This is a genomic window from Metabacillus herbersteinensis (assembly GCF_042433335.1).
In the GTDB taxonomy this organism is placed as follows: Bacteria; Bacillota; Bacilli; order Bacillales; family Bacillaceae; genus Metabacillus; species Metabacillus herbersteinensis.
The window spans coordinates 154,627-174,554 of the sequence record NZ_JBHLVO010000001.1; the positions used below are offsets into that span (position 1 = coordinate 154,627).

Sequence of the window (19,928 nt, forward strand, 5' to 3'; positions counted from 1 at the left end):
GTTGGAAGGTCTGTTTTTATCCTCGAAAATCTATTTATTCATCATCCGGTGACAAACAATATGAAAAAAACGAAGATAGATGATAATAAAATGGCCATAAAATTCACAACATCATTATTTACAAGCGTCAACCCACTCGATTGATTCCCCGTCTTCTCACAATGAATTCGTCGTTCAGTTTTAATTCCACATTGGCTGCATGTGTAAGTAACTTGTAATGTACTACCCAGAATAGTGTCGAACAAATTCCCTATAAAACCAAAAGAGAGAATTAGCAGAAAGTGGTGAAACTCCAACTGAAAAGTAACCAAAGCGACAAACGCTATAAATAATGCTCCTCCTATAGCAGCCCTCGTCCCCAACCAGGATACCGCCCCAGACGTTCCTCTACTTACCTTCATTAGAGTTAATAGCATTCTTGGTTTTCCTTTACTAAGTGTTCCAACTTCTGATGCCCATGTATCAGCATTTGCAGCTGCAAGTGAGGTGCAAAAAACGACTAGAAGAAGGCTATCCGGTGTTAATGTATATATGATGCTAACTATGGCAGGTACACCACCGTTTGCTAACACTTGTAGATAATCTCGTCGATCACCTTTTTCGAGAATATCTTCTAAAAATCCCTTTTGCCTACGCTTGTACTTACTTAATAAACTTGAGGTTGCAAAAAATGCACCTAAAAGAATTAATCCCTCAAACGAAAAGCCAAGATAAATGATCGAACCGACAAAAAAAGCAGAAATTGCCCCAGAAACGGTAAGTGCCCTTACCTTCCAACCTAACAGCGCTAAAAAAAGAACAACGATATAAATATAGATTTCTCCACTACTACCCATGAGTACAGTTCAATATTTCTTGTTCTGTAATAAGTTTAGAGACGGCCACATCATGCTCTTCTGTCGGCAGATTATCTTGTTCTATCTGAAGTGAAAATGCCATTGAAAGTTTGTTTCCGCTATAGGACGAAAGATAACGATCATAATAGCCCCCACCATATCCAATTCGATATCCTCTTTTGTCAAAAACAACACCTGGTACAATTATTAAATCAATTTCTTCTGAACTCACTTCATCCGTAAGCTCTATAATGGGCTCACGTAACGAATAATAAACAATCTCAAGCTCGTCAAATGTTTTAATTTCTCGAAAGTTCATCGTTTTTCTACTAGGATCGCATTTAGGGACAACGACTCTTTTGCCAAGCATCCATGCTTTTTCTATGACCGATTTTGTATCAACTTCATGGCCATTTGAAATCGTCAATCCTATCGTAGATGCATTGTTCCAAACATCTTCGGAATATAACTGTTTATGTATAGTTGCTGACCCCGTCTCAAATGTAGCATCACTCAATTGTTGAAGTTTCTTTAAAGTATGAACGCGCATTGATTTTTTGTTTATCATGATCACCACCGTTTTGTATTACTATAAGTATACCGATTTAATAAAAGAAGAAACACCCACATGAATAAAAATAAGGACAAAAAAAACAGTAGGAATTAATCCTACTGCTTACTTTGTTTCACGGTGTGCTGTCATTTTTTTGTCTCTTGAACAATATTTCTTAAGCTCAAGACGATCTGGGTTATTACGTTTATTCTTTTTAGAAATATAGTTACGTTCGCCACATTCAGTGCAAGCTAATGTAATATTTACACGCATGTTTCTTTCCCTCCAAACATTAAAAGCTATTAAAATAAATCAGACTTTAATATAATAGCACTTTTGTTCAATAAATTCCACCGGTTAGTTATTTTTTTTATCAGTTGTGGTGATCATCTTATTTTTTAACGAACTTTTCGTATATCTTACTTGTAGACTTTGCAATCGGTCTCCAGTTAAAAGAAGATTTCGCTGTTTTATACCCTTGTTCTGCAAACTCTTGTGTTCGTACTACATTTTTAAGTAATGAAATGATACACTGTGCTAATTCCTTTTCATCACCCGGTTTAAAAAGAACGCCTGTATCTTTTGTGATAATTTCTTTTAGGCCACCAGTGCGTGAGACAACTGTTGGCTTTTTTGAAATCATACTCTCTAACGCTACGATTCCAAATGGTTCGTATGTACTGGGAACCACCGTTAGTGTGCAGGCTTGTAAAAGCGCGTTTCTTTCCAAATCATTCACAAATCCAACAAACGTTGTAGAATTTTGGATGTGTAACTTTTTTGCCATTTGTTGGAGGTTTTTTAGTTCTGGTCCTTCACCTGCAATAACAAGCTGTATAGTTGGAAAGACGTCCATTATACCTGGCATACTTCTTAAAAGGTATTGAAAGCCCTTTTCGGTCACTAGTCTACCCAATGAAAATATGAACGGTTTATCTAAGCTTGGAAACTTTTTTCTCATTTTGTTCTTAGATTGAGCGTTTTTAAAGTTCAACTCATTCACACCGTTTGGAATAATAGCTAGCTTTTCTAAAGGGGGACGAAACTCTTCCATTAATACTTCTTTCATGAAGTGACTACAAACAATAATTTTATTTGCTGCTTCTACTAATTGTTTTTCATACATTTGAACTATAGTTAGGCTTGCATCACCTACATTGTTTTGGTTTCGGCCTTTTTCAGTGGCGTGTATGGTTGCGATAAGTGGTAGACAGTATTTCCGTTTTAATCCAATTCCTGCTAAACTTGTTAGCCAATCATGGGCATGAATGATGTCAAAGGAATCTTCGAAGTTTTCCTGAAAGAACTGGATAAACCGAAAGTTCACATTAAGATTCCATTCTATTAGGTTGGAAAAAGTTGTTTGAATTGGAACAACGCGATATACACGAACTCCATCAACTTCTTCGTAGCTTTCGGACTGAGTAGTTGAAAGAGTTATCACCGTAACTTCGTGACCAAGCTCCTGTAAGCTTATAGAAAGGTCTCCTACATGCCTCCCGAGCCCTCCAATGATATTGGGTGGATACTCGGTTGTAAGCATTAAAATGCGAAGACTGAGTTCGTCAGAAGCTTCTCTAAAATCGTGTCGTATATCCACTCGCTCCCTCCTAGCTTTTTTCGTCATATACGGTATATCCAGAAAAATTACGAATCCAATCTTCTTGTTGTAACTCTTTTTTCTTCCATACATAACAATCCGCGGGACTTCTGTCTGCATTTAGAGTTAGCTGCTCGGTATTTGACCGTTTGATTGTTATTGCTTGATCTTGAGAATTCCGTAAGATAATTTCACAATAATACTGACCAGATTGAAGGTTACTTAATACTTGCTTTCCTTCCGATTTTGTAAACGGAAGCTCGAAATAGTCTTCATTATTTATTTGATAGATTACAATAGTTTTATGTAAATGGACAAAGTCTTCTAGTAAAAGATGACCTAAAGTTTCGCAAGTAGTTGAAGAAATAGACCAAATGACGGCTAACGAAGTATTATTTTCGACAAAAATAGTTAAACACTCCTCATAATTCAGGTCTGAATCTCGAATGATATGAATGGAGGAATTCTTCATTTGTTTTTGGTTATTTTTCACGAGCAACCCCTACTCTCAAGTTCTCTTTTCCTTTTTACTATAAAGAATCCCGAGTGAAGTCGCAAATAGCTAGCGGGATAGGTCCTAGCTAGAAAGAAAAGTAGTCAATAATCTACATTTTTAGCAAAACCGCTTTTGAAAGTGCTCTATGTGTGTTATAAAGATAAAGGAAAAAAAACATAAGAAGGTGACTAAAATGGGTATCGTAATTATTATCCTGTTTATCATAAGCATCGCGCTTATTGGAATTTCTTTTTTTCAGCGAGATAACGTAAAGGAATTAGAACAGGAATTAGATCATCTGCAACTTTCAGCAATGCAGGAGATCTATAAATTAAAGAAAAAAATGCGTGTACTAGAAGAAGAACTCTTACAGAATGATGTACTTGGTAACCAAAACAGCACGACCGTGGACGAGCCTGAAATGCTCAACAAAAGTCGGGTCATCTCAAAATATAAACAAGGAATGTCAATGGATGCAATTGCTCTTTCCGAAAATGTAAAGCTTGAGGAAGTTAAGTCAATTGTTGAACGGAATGAGAGGGTCTTAACATGAGTAAGAATGGTTTTCAATCATTTGCGGCTGGAATGATCGCAGCTACTTCTGTATTAAGCGCAACGTTTTTTTTATCAGGAAATGCCCCTACTGCTGATGAAGTTGCCTTACAAAAAGAAGTAACAGAAACAGATGTGAAGGATTACTTAGCGAAAAGTGGACAAATGACGATAACAAATGAAGAATATGAAACATTGATAAAAGCGAAGGATCAAGCTGCAAATAAAGAACAGCAAAAAGCAACTGAAAAAACGGCAGAAACTGAAGTAAAAGAACAAGAAGATAAGCCCGTAGAAATCAAAAAGTATTCCGTGCAAATAAGAGAAGGAATGACAACAGGTGAGGTGTCAGACCTTCTTGAACAAAACGGCATCATTACTTCAGCTAAGGACTTTAACCAGTACTTAATAAAAGGTAATTATCACAGAGAAGTTCAACTTGGTACGTTTGAAGTCATGCAGGGTATGAGTTTTGAAGAGCTTACAGAAGCGATTACGAGGTAATAAAAAAAGCCACATGTTGATCCTATAAGGATCAACATGTGGCTTTTTTATTTAAGTATTTAAATCATAGTGTTTACCTTTAACTAAATACAAAATACTCTCCGAAATATTTGTCGCATGATCCGCCGTTCTTTCAATATAACGACAAATGAAAGATAGCTGAGTAATTTGTTGAGAAAATTCTTTCTGATTTGGCATCATGTCAAGTAGTTCTCGAATTGTTTCACCATACAATTCATCTACCTGGTCATCCATGTCCGCTACTTTTTTTGCCAACACAACATCTTCTTCGTTAAATGCTTTTATTGATAGCGTTAACATTTCAGAAGCAATAGCATGCATTTTCTTAATATGATTAATTGGTTTTATTAATGGCTGATCGCCTATTCGGATCGTTGACTTTGCAATATTAACAGCGAAGTCAGCCATTCTTTCAATATCATTTGAAATTTTAATTGCCACAATTATTCTTCTTAAATCAATCGCAACTGGTTGTTGTTTTGCAATTAACAAAATGGCTAAATCATTTATTTCCTCATCAAGATCATCCACTTTATTATCATCCTCTATTATTTCAAGGGCTTGTTCAATGTCTTTGTTTTCAAGAGCGTGAATGGCTCGTGACAAAGCGATTTCCGTCAGATTACCGATTTCAACTAATTTTTCACGTAAATTTTTCAAGTCGTATTCGAATTTTTCTCTTACTACCATTTCAAAGTCCTCCTTATGTAACTAATCCCTTGTTTTTTATTTTGTTAAGTTGTTCTTATTATAAGTCAAAAAGTCGTGCGTAACTATCTTGCGCACGACCTTCTATTATTTAAATCACCCAAAACGTCCAGTGATATAATCTTCTGTACGTTTGTCAGATGGATTTGAGAACAAGCGATCTGTCTCTGTGTACTCGACAACTTCTCCATTTAGGAAAAAAGCAGTGCGATCTGATATACGTGCAGCCTGTTGCATGTTGTGAGTCACAATGATAATACTATAGCTTTTCTTAAGCTCTTGAATAAGCTCTTCAATCTTTAAAGTAGAGATAGGATCTAAAGCAGATGTTGGCTCATCCATTAAAATAACGTCAGGCTCAATTGCTAAACAACGAGCAATACATAAACGTTGTTGCTGACCACCTGATAGACCGTACGCATTTTCTTTTAAACGATCTTTCACTTCATCCCAAATAGCAGCACCACGTAGGCTTTTTTCAACAATCTCATCAAGTATTTTTTTGTCTCTAATTCCGTGTATGCGAGGGCCATATGCAACATTCTCATAAATAGATTTCGGAAACGGATTTGGCTTTTGGAAAACCATGCCCACTTGCGTACGTAGTTCTTCGACTCCGTAAGATTTATCGAAAATATTTTTCCCGCGATATAAAATTTTACCAGAAGTACGAACGATTGGAATTAACTCAACCATACGATTTAGCGTTTTAATATAAGTAGATTTACCACAGCCTGATGGTCCAATGATTGCAGTTACTTCATTTTCATAAATATCAAGATCAATATTCTTTAATGCTTGGTCTTTCCCGTACCATAAGTTTAAATTATCTGTCTTATACACAATGTTCTTATTGATTTCTTTATTTACATGTGCGCTCTTTTTTTCTTTTCTAATTTTTACCATACTTGAACTTTCCATGTAGGAAACCTCCCTCATCCTTAAAAACAGTTAATAGCGATTTTGGAACTTATTTCGAATGAACACTGCAACAGAGTTCATTACAATTAGGAATATGAATAATACAATTATACCAGCCGCAGCTACATCTTGAAACTCTGGCTGTGGTCGTGCTGACCAGTTATATATTTGGATTGGCATAACCGTGAATGTACTCATAACATTTTCGGGTAAATAGTTAACGTATGCGAAAGCCCCAACAACTAATAATGGCGCTGTTTCACCTATCGCACGGGAAAAGGCAAGAATACTTCCTGTAATAATACCCGGAATGGATGAAGGCAAAACAACTCTTAAAATCGTTTGCCACTTGGTCGCCCCCATTCCAAGTGATGCTTCACGAAGTTCTTTCGGAACTGCACGAATCGACTCTTGAGAAGCTACAACAATTACAGGCAAAATAAGTAATGCCATCGTTAATCCACCCGCTAAAATACTTCGACCTAAATCAAAGAATCGAACAAACACAGTTAATCCAAGTAAACCAAACACAATTGATGGTACACCAGCTAAATTAGAAATATTCATTTGAATAAACGTGTTGATCCTATTCTTTTTTGCGTATTCTTCTAAATATAATGCAGTACCAACAGATAATAGTAATGCAATTGGAATGGTTACACCAATAACCCATAGTGAGCCAACCAATGCTGATTTAATACCTGAATCCTCAGGTCGTCTTGAAGCAAAACTTGTGAAAAAATCAAGCGAAACATAACTAAATCCTTGAGTGAATATCCGATAAAGTAGGATAGCTAAAACGACCAATGCAAAAGAAGTGGCTACTAGAAATAAGCCTTTGAATAGTTGATTAACTATCAGTCTTGTACCCATTTTCCTTGAAAGCTGTTGTTTATCAATCATCTTCATATTAGTATTCCTCCTTGAAACGACGAGAAATAACCTGTGCTAGGATATTCATGGCGAGCGTGAACAAGAACAAGGTCATCCCTACAGCATATATACTGTAGTAAACTGTTGTTCCATAACCGGCATCACCTGAACTAACCTGAACAATATACGCTGTCATCGTTTGGATCGATTCAGTTGGATCGAAACTTAATTTTGGAGTTGCACCACCAGCTAATGATACAATCATTGTCTCACCAATGGCACGAGAAATTCCTAATACAAATGACGCAACTATTCCTGAAGTTGCAGCTGGAAGGATCACTTTAAGTGCTACTTCCAATCTGGTTGCCCTTAAAGCTAGTGCTCCTTCACGCATTGAATTCGGTACTGAACTCATGGCATCTTCAGAAAGTGAAGCAATCATTGGGACAATCATGATACCAACGACTATACCAGGACTTAATGCATTAAATATCGCTAGATCCGGAATGAATTTCTGTAACAGTGGTGTTACAAAAGTTAACGCAAAGAATCCATAGACAATTGTAGGAATACCTGCGAGAACTTCTAATATCGGTTTTATTATTCTTCTTGTTCGATCTGATGCATATTCACTCAAGAATATAGCTGAAGCCAACCCAATTGGAACTGCAACAACAATTGCGATAAGCGTAATAAGTAAAGTTCCAGAAATAAGTGCCATTATTCCGTAAGTAGCGTTCTCTTCAAAGAAAGGATACCATTCTTTTTGAGTTAAAAAATCAATGATAGAAACACGAGTGAAAAAAGTAATCGTTTCAAATAAAAGTGTGAAAACAATGCCAATTGTTGTAAGAATTGAAATTAAAGCTAAAACAAAAAGCAATCCAGGAACTAACTTCTCGATCATTTGATTTGTGCTATTTTTTGACTTTTTCTCTTTTATTAAGTCTCGCACATTTTGTCCACTTGTTAAAGCCATTTTGAAAACCCCTTTCCAAAAGCATAGGAAGATGAGAAGCAATTATCTCGCTTCTCATCTATGTTATTGTTATATATTATTTTAAACCTTCTAAAGTTTCAAGTTGTTTTGTGTATTCTTCCTCAGGAAGTGAAACATATCCAACTTCTTCAGCAAGTGTTGCAGCATTTTCTAAATAGAATTGAACGAAAGCAGCAACTTGTGGTTTTTCTTTAAGTGAAGCATTGTTTACATAAACGTACAATGGACGAGAAAGTGGATTGTAATCACCAGACTCAACTGATTCGTTTGTAGGCTCTACTGCTTCACCAGCTTCATTTACGATCGGAACAACTTTAAGGTTGTCTTTATTCTCTAAGTAGTACGCATAACCGAAGTAACCCATACCGTTTGGATTTCCAGTAACACCTGTAACCAATACGTTATCATCTTCTGAAAGTTGTGCAGCTTTTGCGATTTGCTCATCTTCTAAGATTACTTCGTTGAAGTAGTCATAAGTACCAGAATCAGTTCCTGGGGAGAAAAATTTAACTTCTTCAGCAGGCCAATCTGGGTTAATGTCAGACCATTTTTTAGTTTTACCGTCTTCAATCCAAAGTTTCTTAAGATCTTCAACAGTTAATTTATCTATAAAATCATTTTCTTTATTTACAACAACTGATAGACCATCGAATGCAACTTGAAATTCAGTAAATTCGATACCAGCTTCTTCTAGAGCAGCTTTTTCTTCGTCTTTAATTGGACGTGATGCTTGAGAGATATCCGTTTCACCAGCGATGAATTTCTCAAAACCGCCACCAGTACCAGAAACACCGATTGGAGCTTTAACATTTGGCTGTTCAGCTGAGAATTCTTCAGAAACAGCTTCACCGATTGGAGCAACAGTTGAAGAACCGTCAATTCCAACTTCGCCTTCTAATGCAGCTTCTTCGTCAGAAGCACCTTCAGTACCTTCTTCTACTTCTTCAGTACCTTCGTTAGTTTCTGCTGGCTCTTCCGTGTTACCACAAGCTGCAGCAAATGCAAGTAAAGAAGATAGCATAATAGACATTGCTAGAAATTTAAAGCTTTTCATTTCTTAATTCCCCCTAGATAGTGGTTGTTTTGTCCTACGAGTATTAGATTAACTGTTTAGTATTAATTTTGTTTTAACTTAATGTTAAGCTTTTGTAAATTTGTGATGAACTTTGTCGCAATTTGGAATCCTATAGACTAGCTGTCCTGTAGTAAAGCGGTTTGAAGCTTAATATTACTTTAAACATATATTGAAGAAAAATTTTAAAAACTAACCAAAAATACAAAAAGCACCCAATAGAGTGCTTTTATTTTTGACCAAACAATGTACTGTTATTCATTGCTTATCTATTATTCGGTACCATTTATAACTTCTTTTTGCTCATTAAGTGCTTTTTCTTCATTCTGACCCGCTTTTAGTTCAAAATATTTGTCCATGATTCTTTTTCCAATCAGATTATTAATCGGATGCTGATTTTTTGCACGATCATATGCCCATGGAACAACGACTGAAAATGCGATTTCCGGGTTATCATGTGGGGCATAGCCCACTAGGGTTAAATTATAAGTAGGTGCTAAAAATTTATCTTTTATCGGTCCGTCATAAAAAGATTGAGCTGTACCCGTTTTACCAGCAGGGTTATATTCCGCTCCTCTAAAATAGCTATAAGCTGTTCCTCTTTGCTCTTGCATCACTCGGCGAAAGCCTTCTTGAACTCTTTCAACTTGAGATTGATCCATGTCTAATCGATTTAATACCTCTGCATCGACTGCTTTAACAACTGTACCTAACCCTTCTTTAGGAGATGGTTCCCGAATTTCTTTTACAATCTGTGGTCTCATTCGATATCCATCATTTGCAATCGTTGAAACATATTGTGCCAATTGAAGTGGTGTATACGTGTCATATTGGCCAATTGCCAAATCCAAAAGCAAACCAGGTGTAAAATCTTGACCTGTAAAACCAGTTGCTTCATTCGGTAAATCAATCCCCGTTTTAACACCCAAACCAAATTGACTAAAATAATTACGCATCGTTGTGAATGCTTTGGTTTCTATAGGTAAAGGTCCATTAGGTTCATACTTTCCATTTCCTATCTTAATTGCTGTTTTAAACATATACACGTTAGATGATCGTTGTAATGCTGTTAGGTCATCTATTTTCCCCATTGTTTGATAAGATTTTTTAGGTTGTGAATCCTTAATGTAGAGTGGTTCATCTAAGAGAACACTCCCAGGCTTAATGACGCCTGTTTCATATCCAGTTAACACCGTTGCTCCTTTTACTGCCGAACCCATTGTATAGGAGGTTGTCATTGCTCCAAGAGCGAAATCCTGGAGTTCAGTTTTTCCTTCGTCATTTTTTACAAACTGTCTCCCTGCCATCGATAAAACTTCGCCGTTTCTCGGGTCCATCATCACGACGAACGCACGATCAAGTAATCCAGTACCTGATTTCTTCTTTGCATTAATCAATTCTTCTTCTATAATCTTCTCAACCTCACGTTGAAGCTCCATGTCTACAGTTAAGACTAAATCTTTGCCGCTTTTCCCCTCTGAAATGGTCTCCGTTTCAATGAGGTTCCCTGCTTTATCCGTTATATTTCTAACCTTTTCTTTTTGTCCTTGTAGCACTTCTTCATATTCATATTCAAGATAACTTTTCCCTACACGGTCAGTACGGTTATAGTCTCTGGATAAGTAATAGTCCAAACGTTCTCTTGGAATTCCTTCATTAGAAGATGAAATGTTTCCTAATAATGTTCGTAGTGTACTATCAAACACATAGTTTCTTTTCCAATCTGTTGTAATATCGACGCCTGGCAAAGTGTCTAGATGTTCACTAACATAGGCAAACTCCTTAACCGTTACATCAACATTTTTAATAATTTGTGGCGTTAATGCATAGCCTGAATCCATTTCCCTTTTAATTGCCAATACCTTAAGTTCCTGTTCGGAAATATCACGGAGGTCTTCTTCTGTTATTCTTTGAAGTTGAAGTTCATAGAGCCAATTGTCTTCTTTCTTTTGTTCATCATTTTTTTTTAGATCTTCTTCAGTAAGTTTCTTTTCAGCTAGTTCTGGTCGTGTGATAATCCAATAATCCTTCATATCTCGTTCTGTTATTTTGCTTGTATCCATTTCAATGATCTCAGCTAACTTTTTTGCAACCTCAAGTCTTTCTTCTTGGGTCGTCGAATTCGAACGAGTATAAGTGATAGCATTTAAAGGCTGATTGTCAACAACTGCATTATAATTACGATCATAAACCTTACCTCTTGGAACCGAAGTGCTTACGTTTACTTGCTCTGTACGTTCAACCTCGTTCGTGTAATCTTCACCATAAACAATTTGAATCACACCTATCCTTAAGATCATCGTAGAAAATAAGATGAATACACAAAAAAATAAGACATTTATGCGAAAAGGTACGACTTTCTTTTTCTTGTTCTTTCCCATGTCATCACCTTCACTATTTTTTTAATAAATAAAAAAAGAATAGACACCTTGAGGCATCTACTTTATATTTTATGATATTTTTCGACACTTTTCTAGATTTTCCGACAACTGTCATAAGATTGTAATACGCTATCCACTTTCCCCATCTACAAGATTCGGTTCAGGCATATGTTTCTGTCCGTCTTCTTCCATTGTTTCATCTGATTTTATTTCGCTTAATTCAATCTTTCTAATAAAGAGATAAATACATGCATGGCCTGCACCGATGATTGAGAGTAGAATAGGGATACTCTGTTTTTCATTAAAAAAGGTTATCGCAATAATGAAACAAAGGATTGAAGTTACTCTTCCCATGTTTAAAAAGAGTTCTCGAACAACGATATATTCAATACGTGCCTCTCCGGCATTCCAAGCTCGGCCAATAACATCATATGTTAACGAGATGTAAGGAACTAATAGCATTGGGTAACCAACAGCAATTATCGCTGCATAAATCAGCAGTTTTGTGTAACTTAGATCAAACAAGATTAAAAAGATACTTACGTATACAAGGAGACCACCAATTAGAATTGATTTTTTTCTCATTTTTTTCTTAATAATTCTTGTAGCAAGATAATAGCAAACAAAAGCTACTGCGGAGTTTACTAAACCAAAGGTACCAAGTGCTAGTTCACTACCAGTTGTAATGAAGACAAATACACCGATAACAAAGATGAACGTTCCTTCTCTTAAACCTTGAAAATAATGAGCTTTTGTAATTAGACTCCAGTTCCTGTCATTTTTCCGTTCTTGAAGTATCCGTTTAAATAAATAGATGCCTCCGGCGGGTCTTCGTTTCAAAAAAAAACTTAAAATAACGGCACCAGAAAACAACAATAGTGAGATCGTGAAGATGACTGTATATCCATTAAAATTGGTTAATCTTGAGATCACAAAACCGGCAACAATTGGACCTACCATTCCTGCAATACTAGTTAGTATTCCTAAAAATCCATTAAAAAAATCTCTTGTTTCAGGTTCTGTAATTTCAAATGTTAACACGTTGAATGCAAGCCAATAAAAACCGTAGCCCACACCTAGAGTACCTCCTAACAGAACGAGGTAGTTTGAGGCGGACTCTCCAATGATTAATACTCCTATAAAAAATACAGCTAAGAAAGTAACACCTAATCTAAGAACAACAACGCGGTCAATTTTTTTTGCAATTCTGCCCGCTATTATAAATGTAATTGGCTGCATGACAACGATTGATAAATTGTAAATAGCTAGATCAATGAACTCACCCGATTGCTTCCATAAGTATATATTTACAAATGTATTGGACAAAGCAATACTCAACGAATATAAGCCACCAATTAATAATAAAAGCATCAAATCTCGGTTAACCTCAACTTCTCCAAATAACTTTTGCAATTTAAACATAAAACTACTCCCCTTCGATGTCTAATGAATAGTCTGTGTAATGAAAGGGGAGATATGTATTTTTATAAGAATTGTTTAGGTTTTTTATCATAAAAGAGCGCAAGCCCTTGGTCAGCCTTATGACCTCGAGGGTTTAGGCGCTGGTAGTCAAAAACGCGACGTCAATCGCCATAACTGCACTAGCACGTCCAGTGGATCGAAGCTGTTTGCAGAACCGCTATCCACAGTTCAAGAATTTTATAAATTCGTAATACAACACAAAAAAACGCAGATCAACAAGTCTGATCTGCGTTTTCTTTCAAGAAATAATTACTTTGCTGCGTCGTAACGCTTTGTTACTTCATCCCAGTTTACAACATTCCAGAAAGATGCAATGTAGTCAGGACGACGATTTTGGTAATTTAAGTAGTAAGCATGCTCCCAAACATCTAATCCAAGAACAGGAGTTTTACCTTCCATTAATGGAGAGTCTTGGTTGGGTGTGCTTGTTACTTCTAATTCACCGTTGTTAACAACTAGCCAAGCCCATCCTGAACCAAAGCGAGTTGTACCAGCTTTTGCAAATTCTTCTTTAAAGTTTTCGTAGCTACCAAATTTGCTGTTGATCTTTTCAGCAAGTTCACCTGTTGGTTCACCGCCACCATTTGGAGAAAGAATTGTCCAGAATAAGCTATGGTTAGCATGTCCACCACCATTGTTGCGTACAGCTGTACGAGCAGCTTCTGGAACAGCATCTAAATTAGAAACAAGCTCCTCTACACTTTTGCTTAAAAGCTCATCGTGACCTGCCAAAGCAGCATTTACATTCGTGATATACGTGTTATGGTGTTTCGTGTGGTGAATGTTCATTGTTTCTTTGTCGATATGAGGCTCTAAAGCATCATAAGCGTAAGGTAATTGCGGTAATTCATAAGCCATTTAAAATCTCCTCCTAAGTTGGTATATGTACTCAAAATAAACTTCTCTTTCAGATTACCAAATTTGTCCGTATCTTTCAATTTTAAAGACCCGTATGAACAAGTTTATATTCTTCAGTATCGGCAAAACGTATTTTGTATTCGCCAATTACAGTACGAACGAGGCTTCTCTCTATTCATAAGCCATTGTTCCATTTAAACTATAATACTAAGATAAGAAAGTAACTAATCATGATTAACTGAACAATTGTTTTAGCAAAAACACCAGAAATAAAGCCGATTAATGATCCAATTCCAATTTTCGTCGCAGTTTTTAAGTCTTTTTTGCTTACAATTAATTCGGCAAGAACTGCTCCAATAAATGGTCCTAAAATAACGCCTAGAAAAGGAATAATAAATGGACCAACAAGTAAACCGATCGTACTTCCCCAAATCGCAGCTTTACTTCCACCGAAACGTTTGATTCCAATTAAGTTTGTCAAATAATCTGCCGCAAAAAGAATACCAACAAACAGACCTTGAACGATCCAAAAAATGACTGATAACTCGTCAAAACTATAAAACCACCCATAAAGTAAAAAACCCAACACAACAAATACAACACTTGGGATAATTGGATATACAAGTCCTATGAATGCAATAATAAACATTAAAATTATAAGGGTCCAATAAATAAAATCCATGGTAAGCTCCTTTAGAAAATGTACTATTAAAAAAAGCGCAAGCGCCTTGTTCAGACTTAGGCATAGCATAAGACGATTCTAAATAGAAGGCGTTCTTTGCCTTCAATTTAGAATTGACTTATGACCTCGAGGGTCTAGGCGCTGGAGCTGGATTCAGAAAAGCAGACTAAGTCTATATAAATTCTGGTGATATATAAAAAATAAGCAAAGGCGCTAGACCATTGCTTACATTATATCTTGTTAATTACAATTTAACACTTATTTCCTGTAACCGAGTACAGCCTCCGCTATGTTGACAGAGTGATCTCCGATTCGTTCTAAATTGCTTACAATATCCACAAATACAATCCCCGCTTGCCCAGTACAAGCTCCCTCATTAATACGCAAGATATGTTTTTTCCGTAAAGTACGCTCAAGCATATCGATTTGTTCTTCTGATTTTAATACCTTTGAAGCTAGACTTGTATTTTTATCATCAAGAGCTGTAATTGCATCTTTAACTGTTTCTATTGTTATGGTAAACATACCGTCAAGGTCTTCCATTGCGCTTTCAGTCAGTTTTACTTTGTTTGATTGCTTATAGTCGACAAGCTCGACAATGTTTTCGAAATGATCACCAACCCGTTCAATATCTCGAACAGTGTTCATCAGCATACTATGTTCTTCAGATTCCGTAATTGACATTTCACTTCTTGATATCAAAACTAGATAATCTGTAATTTTCCGGTCTAAATTATTGATTGCATCCTCAAGTTGAAGTGACATTTCTGAATGCTTTTTTAGATTTGTTTTTAAGTAATTATTCGCCTCTTCCAGTCCGATAATCGCAAAGTTACCCATACGGAGAATCTCTTCCTTGGCTTGTCCTAATGCAATAGAAGAGGATTGTTCTATAAACAAAGGATCTAAATGCTTTGCTTTATAAGCAATAATTGAATCTTCTCCAGGTATTAGCTTTGTAACAAGGATAGCTAATGCACCGATAAATGGTAGCTGAATAAACGTATTTCCCGTGTTAAAAATCCCGTGTGCAAATGCTATTGTCATTTCAGGGTTTAAATCTAAGTTACTTTGTATATTCGTAATTAATGTGGTGAACAGTGGTAAAATTATTAATATCAATGCTGTTCCAATTAAGTTGAAAATAACATGTGTAAGCGCTGCTCTTCTAGCCGCAACAGACGCACCGATAGAAGCAAGTACTGCTGTAATAGTTGTTCCAATGTTATCACCAAATAGTATAGGTAAGGCTGCATTCATATCTATTAAGCCTTGGCCAAAGAGTTCTTGGAGAATACCAATTGTTGCGCTTGAACTCTGGACAATGACCGTAAATAAGGTGCCTACTAACACACCAAGTAGTGGATTTGAACTCATACTTAACGTTAATTCGTGGAACGCTTCGAGAGTTTGCAATGGCTTCATCCCATTCCCCATTAACTCGAGACCAAAGAATAATCCACCAAATCCAAAGACAATCTGTCCGATATTATGTAATTTTTTATTCTTAAAGAAAAATAACAAAACTGCGCCCGCAAATATAATCGGAAGGGCAAAATCGGTAATATTGATTCCAATGATAAATGCTGTCATCGTGGTTCCAATGTTTGCCCCCATAATAACACCGATCGCTTGCCTTAAATTCATAAAGCCAGCACTAACCAGTCCAACGGTTAACACGGTAGTACCTGAACTCGTCTGTAGAAGAACTGTCACAAAAATGCCCGCAAGCACACCCATTAATGGATTCGTTGTAAACTTGTCCAAAATATCACGGAGTTTGTCACCTGCAGATTTTTGCAGTCCGTCACCCATGTATTTTATACCAAATAAAAATATCCCAAGACCACCGATGAATTCAAAAATCATCTTTTGGATATCAATTTCCAATGTTTTCAACCCCTCAAATTTTCTTCTTTCGACATTTTTCAACAACCCTTACAATTATTAACGAAATGTTGTTTTAATGTAAAGATATTTTTGATATTACTCACAATGATTTACAATTAATCATTAAATAGAGGTTCGAGAGACTTTTCATTACAAATGCACCATAATTCTTGTGTTTCAGTACCTGGAGATATAAAATAAACAACGGATTACCTCAGGGAAGGATGTGTCTACATAATGAATATTTTTCAGCAACTAATCAAAAGCATTTATTCACCAAAGTCAATATCACTTTTTCGATTTCAAGGAATTGGTAAAACAATTCTATTTGTCTTCTTGTTGTCTCTATTGGCTACCTTACCAATTGCAATAAACATGAGCAACGGTCTAATTAATGGATTAACAGGTTTTGACCAAACTTTGCAAGATGAGTTACCAGATTTTTCGATCCAAGATGGAACTCTCATTTCCGATCAAAACAAACCGATAGAAATTCGTAAAGATGAATTCATCGTCGTGTTTGATCCAACTGGGTCCTTTAATGTTGAAGCTATTGAGAAAAAACATAATGCAATTGGTTTTTTACAGAATCAATTTGTATTATCTTCAAATGGTGTGGCCCAAACTTATGAATATCAATTACTGAACATGGACCTTACGAAGGAAGAAATGATCAGTTATATGAAACAATTCAATAGTCTTTTACCAATTATTTTATCTTTACTCTTTATTTCAATGTATCTCTTCACATCTGCAACAAAGTTTATTGAAATTACGATTCTAGCTTTGTTTGGATCGGCGCTAAAGAATAGCTTAAATAGAAAAGTAAATTTTAAGCAACTGTGGGTAATGTCTGCCTATGCTATTACGTTAGCCACAATTTTCTTTACAATCATGGAGGCAATTAATGCCCCTGTACCAGGTGGTCTGTTAATCAACTGGTTCGTTCACCTTATCGTACTATATTTAGTCATAAAAGAAATTCCACCTTCAAAAAATAAGTTAAAGGCTTGATATAATTTAATACTTAGAGACGTAAATGGGGCTAACTCTTAAGCAGTTAGCCCCATTTTACGTATTCATTTAACTTAATTTAAATTGCTTTGTACTATTAGAAAGGGATCGTGATAATTCTGTTAATGTTAGACCTATTTCATGTGTTCTTTTTACTTGGTCCATTTGGTCTTCAGAAGTTGCAATCATTTGCTCGGCACTTGCCAACGTTTCTTGAGAAACTGAGACAAAGTTCTCTGCCGATTGCTCCATCTTTGGCATAGAGCCATTTAATTGCTGAATACGGTCTTTCATTCCAGAAAGCTTTTCATTTACATTTGTTATTTCAGACATTAACATGTCAAAAGATTCTCTTGAGTCATTTGCAACAATTAAGTGAGAATGAATATTCACAAGCATCGATTCAAATTCTTTCGAAGCCTGTTCCGAAATTTGTTCCATTTGTTTAATTGACCCCGTGATATCTTCTGTTGCTGTTGATGACTGATCTGCTAATTTACGAACCTCATTTGCTACTACCGCAAATCCTTTTCCAGCTTCTCCTGCTCTCGCTGCTTCTATTGTCGCATTCAATGCTAATAGTTTTGTTTGTTCAGCAATTGACTGAATGATTCCCACTACTCTTGTAATCGTAAGAGAATTGTCTTTTACTCCTCTTATCGTTTTCGTCATCTTTTCAAATTCTCGTTCAAATGTATTCATCGTATTGATCATTTGAGAGATATTGCTTTCACCTTTATTTGCAGAGTTGTTCATATCTGCTGCACTATTAAATAAGTAATCCATGTTTTGTAACACTAAGCTGATCTCACTTTTCATTTCTTGAAATGTCATGACATTCTCGTCGGATCCTAATGCGGTTTGTTCCGCTCCTGTTTTAACAACTTTAATTGCTTCAACAAGTTGTCCATTTTGTTGCAACACTTCTTCTGAAGACTCCCTTAACTGATCACCAGTCAAGGATAAATTTGAAGTTGTTTGGTTAATATTCGTAATCATCATCCTCATTTGATCCATCATCTGATTAAAGCTCTTTATCAGAGAGTTAATTTCAGGGATGTTTGTTGAAACATCGACATTTTCGGATAAATCTCCATTTCTCGCCTTCCTCATCGAATCACGGAGAGCAGAAAGAGGATTTGTTAAGCTTCTTACCAAAAAAATTAATAGAATTGTTGTAATCAATACGCTTATTAAGACAATAAGACCAGTAAATTCAGCTAATTCATTAATTGTTCCCATATAACTCTCAGTCGGAACTGCAATTAAAAATATCCCTTTTAGTTCTTGAATCTCTTTAAAAGATAACGTGTAATCCGTTCCACTAATCTGTTTATGTAGAATTCCTTGATCCTTGTTTATGATTTCATTTACTTGTTTCTCTGTAAAAGTAAGTTTCGTATTTTTATTTAGATCCATTGGTTCAACTTTGCTATCTTTTATTAGAAAAAATTCGGCAGCTAATCCGTCTTGAATCAATTGAGAAGATTGATTTGTTACGACTGATTTATTAAATTTTTCAAAAAAACCTTCTTCGTTCCCAATAAACGCATAGATTAAGTTTGCAGAAATTTCATTGGTTGTATTTACTTCCCTTTCTAACCGATTTTCGATTATTTCCATTGTCGTATCTTTTGCCTTTGAATAAGAAGTAAAACCTACTATACAAACTGATGTGATTAACAGTGTTAAAACTAAAAGAATTAATCTAAGCTGTAAACTCACATTATGAAACAATCCATTAATACCAGGACTTTCAACCTTGTTATTCTTTACAAATGGACGTTTACGCTTAAAAAGCCCCGCAAAATTTAGTCTTATTTTCATACTTGACACTCCTTAAGTCGGATTCAACTAAAATTATGACAGGGAAATATTAAGCTAGTGTAAACTAATTATTAAGTTTCGAGGAATTTGTCGAAGATATCGGTGAAAACAAGTATTTATTTTGAGAATATTTTTAGTGGACAAGCATATTGTTAGGATAAACACCTTACATTTTGGGGGAATTCACGTGAAACGTCTAGCTGTCCTGGTCCTAGCCCTATTTTTAAGCTATATTATCTATTATGATTTTTCATCTGGAACTCTGCCAACTTCAGCTACACCAACTAAAGAAGAGTCTTCTGTACCAACTACTTCTCAAGAAACCATCGATACAGACATTAACTATTTTGAAGTGAAAATAAATGAGGGCGATACCGTATTGTCTATAATTGAACGAACACATTCTTCCCTACCCGTCTCCATTGAAACAATTATTTCTGATTTTGAAAAATTAAATCCTGGTGAGAAAGCAGAATCAATTACGATTGGATCAACTTACAAATTCCAAAAGTACACAAATTAACACTGTTAATTCCTTGTCAATTTCATAGGCTCCCTGTAAAATGGTTGATGGAAAGTACATTTACTAGCTAAAATATTCTTTTTTAAGTAACATAAATGAAGCAGATGAATTATTACGTTACTAAGGAGCGATTTA

The 19,928-nt window shown here is 35.7% G+C and carries 20 protein-coding genes; 4 read left to right on the forward strand and 16 right to left on the reverse strand.

Annotated elements, in window-relative coordinates:
- Window positions 1–41: 41 nt before the first annotated feature.
- The 5 genes from ACFFIX_RS00815 to ACFFIX_RS00835 all read right to left on the reverse strand — a co-directional run bounded on the left by ACFFIX_RS00815 (window position 42) and on the right by ACFFIX_RS00835 (window position 3,482).
- Window positions 42–836, reverse strand: a complete 795-nt coding sequence (locus ACFFIX_RS00815; RefSeq protein WP_378929508.1) for a DUF92 domain-containing protein — start codon at window positions 834–836, stop codon at window positions 42–44.
- Window positions 829–1,404, reverse strand: coding sequence for a 5-formyltetrahydrofolate cyclo-ligase (locus ACFFIX_RS00820; protein ID WP_378929511.1), 576 nt, complete (start codon window positions 1,402–1,404; stop codon window positions 829–831). Before ACFFIX_RS00820 ends, ACFFIX_RS00815 begins: the two co-directional genes overlap by 8 nt.
- A gap of 108 nt (window positions 1,405–1,512) precedes the next feature.
- Entirely contained in the window at window positions 1,513–1,662 is a 150-nt protein-coding gene (gene rpmG, locus ACFFIX_RS00825) for a 50S ribosomal protein L33 (RefSeq protein ID WP_378929514.1), read from the reverse strand.
- Between the two features lie 118 nt (window positions 1,663–1,780).
- Window positions 1,781–2,989, reverse strand: a complete 1,209-nt coding sequence (locus tag ACFFIX_RS00830) for a glycosyltransferase family 4 protein (protein ID WP_378929517.1) — start codon at window positions 2,987–2,989, stop codon at window positions 1,781–1,783.
- Window positions 2,990–2,999: 10 nt separating this feature from the next.
- Window positions 3,000–3,482 carry a hypothetical protein gene (locus ACFFIX_RS00835; RefSeq protein WP_378929520.1) on the reverse strand — a complete coding sequence of 161 codons (483 nt, stop codon included), beginning with the start codon at window positions 3,480–3,482 and terminating at the stop codon, window positions 3,000–3,002.
- Between the two features lie 196 nt (window positions 3,483–3,678).
- On the opposite strand from ACFFIX_RS00835, the gene ACFFIX_RS00840 reads away from it, so the two are divergent.
- Entirely contained in the window at window positions 3,679–4,038 is a 360-nt protein-coding gene (locus ACFFIX_RS00840) for a hypothetical protein (RefSeq protein WP_378929523.1), read from the forward strand.
- Complete coding sequence (locus tag ACFFIX_RS00845; protein ID WP_378929526.1) at window positions 4,035–4,541, forward strand: hypothetical protein; 507 nt, start codon at window positions 4,035–4,037, stop codon at window positions 4,539–4,541. The genes ACFFIX_RS00840 and ACFFIX_RS00845 overlap by 4 nt, the downstream gene beginning before the upstream one ends.
- Before the next feature lie 51 nt (window positions 4,542–4,592).
- Here the strand turns inward: ACFFIX_RS00845 and phoU are convergent, their stop codons facing one another.
- The 10 genes from phoU to ACFFIX_RS00895 form a co-directional block, all read right to left on the reverse strand.
- Window positions 4,593–5,252, reverse strand: coding sequence for a phosphate signaling complex protein PhoU (gene phoU / locus ACFFIX_RS00850; RefSeq protein ID WP_378929529.1), 660 nt, complete (start codon window positions 5,250–5,252; stop codon window positions 4,593–4,595).
- Between the two features lie 114 nt (window positions 5,253–5,366).
- A complete protein-coding gene (gene pstB, locus ACFFIX_RS00855; protein WP_378930341.1) occupies window positions 5,367–6,176 on the reverse strand; it encodes a phosphate ABC transporter ATP-binding protein PstB in 810 nt (269 codons plus the stop codon).
- Between the two features lie 45 nt (window positions 6,177–6,221).
- Entirely contained in the window at window positions 6,222–7,100 is an 879-nt protein-coding gene (gene pstA, locus ACFFIX_RS00860) for a phosphate ABC transporter permease PstA (protein WP_378929532.1), read from the reverse strand.
- A 1-nt stretch (window position 7,101) separates the two neighbouring features.
- The gene (gene pstC / locus ACFFIX_RS00865) at window positions 7,102–8,043 is read right to left on the reverse strand and encodes a phosphate ABC transporter permease subunit PstC (protein WP_378929535.1); all 942 of its coding nucleotides are present in this window, start codon (window positions 8,041–8,043) and stop codon (window positions 7,102–7,104) included.
- Between the two features lie 76 nt (window positions 8,044–8,119).
- Window positions 8,120–9,118 (reverse strand): PstS family phosphate ABC transporter substrate-binding protein, encoded by a 999-nt coding sequence (locus tag ACFFIX_RS00870; RefSeq protein ID WP_378929537.1) that lies wholly within the window; start codon window positions 9,116–9,118, stop codon window positions 8,120–8,122.
- 290 nt (window positions 9,119–9,408) lie between these two features.
- Window positions 9,409–11,517 carry a peptidoglycan D,D-transpeptidase FtsI family protein gene (locus ACFFIX_RS00875; protein WP_378929540.1) on the reverse strand — a complete coding sequence of 703 codons (2,109 nt, stop codon included), beginning with the start codon at window positions 11,515–11,517 and terminating at the stop codon, window positions 9,409–9,411.
- A gap of 129 nt (window positions 11,518–11,646) precedes the next feature.
- On the reverse strand, window positions 11,647–12,939 hold the full coding sequence (locus ACFFIX_RS00880) for an MFS transporter (RefSeq protein WP_378929543.1): 1,293 nt from the start codon (window positions 12,937–12,939) through the stop codon (window positions 11,647–11,649).
- A 309-nt stretch (window positions 12,940–13,248) separates the two neighbouring features.
- Window positions 13,249–13,857, reverse strand: coding sequence for a superoxide dismutase (locus ACFFIX_RS00885; RefSeq protein ID WP_378929546.1), 609 nt, complete (start codon window positions 13,855–13,857; stop codon window positions 13,249–13,251).
- 199 nt (window positions 13,858–14,056) lie between these two features.
- Complete coding sequence (locus ACFFIX_RS00890; RefSeq protein ID WP_378929549.1) at window positions 14,057–14,539, reverse strand: DUF456 domain-containing protein; 483 nt, start codon at window positions 14,537–14,539, stop codon at window positions 14,057–14,059.
- Window positions 14,540–14,797: 258 nt separating this feature from the next.
- Complete coding sequence (locus ACFFIX_RS00895; protein WP_378929552.1) at window positions 14,798–16,429, reverse strand: Na/Pi cotransporter family protein; 1,632 nt, start codon at window positions 16,427–16,429, stop codon at window positions 14,798–14,800.
- 237 nt (window positions 16,430–16,666) lie between these two features.
- Here ACFFIX_RS00895 and ACFFIX_RS00900 point away from each other — a divergent pair, with 237 nt between their 5' ends.
- Window positions 16,667–17,443, forward strand: coding sequence for a DUF1189 domain-containing protein (locus ACFFIX_RS00900; protein WP_378929555.1), 777 nt, complete (start codon window positions 16,667–16,669; stop codon window positions 17,441–17,443).
- A gap of 69 nt (window positions 17,444–17,512) precedes the next feature.
- On the opposite strand, the gene ACFFIX_RS00905 is transcribed toward ACFFIX_RS00900, so the two are convergent.
- Window positions 17,513–19,270, reverse strand: a complete 1,758-nt coding sequence (locus ACFFIX_RS00905; protein ID WP_378929558.1) for a methyl-accepting chemotaxis protein — start codon at window positions 19,268–19,270, stop codon at window positions 17,513–17,515.
- 187 nt (window positions 19,271–19,457) lie between these two features.
- On the opposite strand from ACFFIX_RS00905, the gene yqfZ reads away from it, so the two are divergent.
- Window positions 19,458–19,793 carry a protein YqfZ gene (gene yqfZ, locus ACFFIX_RS00910; protein WP_378929561.1) on the forward strand — a complete coding sequence of 112 codons (336 nt, stop codon included), beginning with the start codon at window positions 19,458–19,460 and terminating at the stop codon, window positions 19,791–19,793.
- Window positions 19,794–19,928 lie beyond the last annotated feature (135 nt).